Below are 1,863 nucleotides of genomic sequence, written 5' to 3'. Positions count from 1 at the left end.
GATGGAATAGCTATCAGAAATCCAATTCCAGAAGTCTTAGAAGAGATGAAAATAACTGTAGACAAGGTTATCAAAGTTGGAGAAAAACAAATTGTAGAAGCGATGAAGCTTTTACATACAAATGCCTCAATAGTTGTAGAGCCTTCTAGCTCTGTAGGAATTGCCGCTATTTTAGACAATAAAGATTATTTCAAAGGAAAAACAGTCGCCGTAGTAATTTGCGGTGCAAATATTACAGAAGAACAAATAAAAGAATACTTATTCTAATCAAAAAAGGGACAGTTTAAAGTTATTAAACTAGTCCCTTTTTATACAACTTAATCAATCGATATATTCAATCCTGAAAGTCTCTCTGATGGCTGGATTATAACAAGCTGTCCAGGTTCACTAAACTGAAGATGATATGATTCTCCAGATGTCTGTCCTATAAAAGTCTTCCAAGACAATTGAGCCACTCTTGCTTCTGGATTTCTGCCTGTCCAAGCTACGACAGCATCTGGATCCACACAACAAGGTGCTTCTATTATAAGTGGGTTTCCATCTGTTATTATAGCCACATCTTGGACTGAATTTGTATTGTTTTTTAAATATGTAGAAAATAACCCTCTTTGAGACAATACACCAGAACCTACAAAAGTAGTTGAATATGTAAGATCCTCTGTAAATGCAAGCAAATTCTCACTTTCCACGTTTATCGCATCACCTGGCTCTAAATGTACTACATCTACATGGTATGCATTTTCAGCTAAATACACCTCTCCTCTTCCTTCTACAGACATTATCGGCACATTTTCGCCTGTCAAACGTCTTTGAAGATGTCCAATAAGCGCTCCTCCTAGGCCTCCACCGTTATTTGGACCTAATAATAGCTTTTCAAATCTAAAATCGCCCTTATAAGCCACCATAGAGCCTTTTTTAGCATAAAATCTTCCACTGCCCTTTACTATACACATCAATTCATTAGTTACATCAAATTTAAGCATATATCCCCCTATTTTACTAAAGCATTTACATTATTTCTCTACTTCAAATTTATTTATTTCATCTAATAATTCTTCCACTAATTTATCAGCTGGGATTTTTCTTATAGTCTCTCCTTTTTTAAATAAAATTCCCTGACCTTTTCCTCCAGCTATACCTATATCTGCCTCTCTAGCCTCTCCAGGACCATTTACGACACATCCCATTATAGCGACAGTCATGTTTTTATCTATGTCTTGTATTTTTTCCTCTACTTCGTTTGCGATTTTTATCAAATCTATATTGCATCTACCGCAAGTTGGACAAGATACTATTTTTATTTTATCGTTTAATAAATTCAGGCTTCTAAGAATATCTTTACCTACCTTTACTTCTTCTACTGGATCTCCTGTAAGAGAAATTCTCATAGTGTCTCCTATTCCCTTTAAAAGTAAAGATCCTATACCTATTGAAGATTTTATAGTACCTGCTCTAACTCCTCCGGCTTCTGTTATACCTATATGAAGTGGATAGTCTACCTTTTGGCTCATAAGCTCATATGCTTCTACTGCTGTATAGATATTTGATGATTTTAGAGATATAACTATATTGTGAAAATCTAAATCCTCAAGTATTTTTACATGTCCCATAGCACTTTCAACTAGTGCTTCTGCTGTAGGTGAGCCGTATTTTTTAAGCAGTTCTTTTTCAAGTGAACCTCCATTTACGCCTATTCTTATTTTTAGATCTCTTTCCTTGCATTTCTCTACGACTGCTCTTACTCTATCTATGCTGCCTATATTTCCTGGGTTTATTCTTATACCGTCTACACCTTGATTTATAGCTTCTAGAGCTAATTTATAATCAAAATGTATATCTGCTATTATAGGTATATTTATCTGC

3 protein-coding genes are annotated in these 1,863 nt (G+C 34.8%); 1 reads left to right on the top strand and 2 read right to left on the bottom strand.

What is annotated here, in order from left to right:
* The coding region (locus ACI3VO_RS00865) for a pyridoxal-phosphate dependent enzyme (RefSeq protein ID WP_439756085.1) at positions 1 to 267 on the top strand (267 nt) is incomplete at its 5' end.
* 50 nt (positions 268 to 317) lie between these two features.
* Here ACI3VO_RS00865 and ACI3VO_RS00860 read toward each other — a convergent pair.
* Entirely contained in the window at positions 318 to 983 is a 666-nt protein-coding gene (locus ACI3VO_RS00860) for an AIM24 family protein (protein WP_439756084.1), read from the bottom strand.
* A 30-nt stretch (positions 984 to 1,013) separates the two neighbouring features.
* Positions 1,014 to 1,863, bottom strand: an 850-nt coding sequence (gene ispG / locus ACI3VO_RS00855; protein WP_439756083.1) for a flavodoxin-dependent (E)-4-hydroxy-3-methylbut-2-enyl-diphosphate synthase, incomplete at its 5' end; no start/stop codon positions are given.

The organism is Intestinibacter sp., assembly GCF_051866655.1.
Lineage (GTDB): Bacteria > Bacillota > Clostridia > Peptostreptococcales > Peptostreptococcaceae > Intestinibacter.
This window is presented reverse-complemented; position numbering and strand designations above follow the sequence as displayed.

What these genes read in the sequence shown, in the direction of transcription:
- ACI3VO_RS00860 (WP_439756084.1), bottom strand. Translation starts at nt 983, where the DNA reads ATGCTTAAATTTGATGTAACTAATGAATTGATGTGTATAGTAAAGGGC.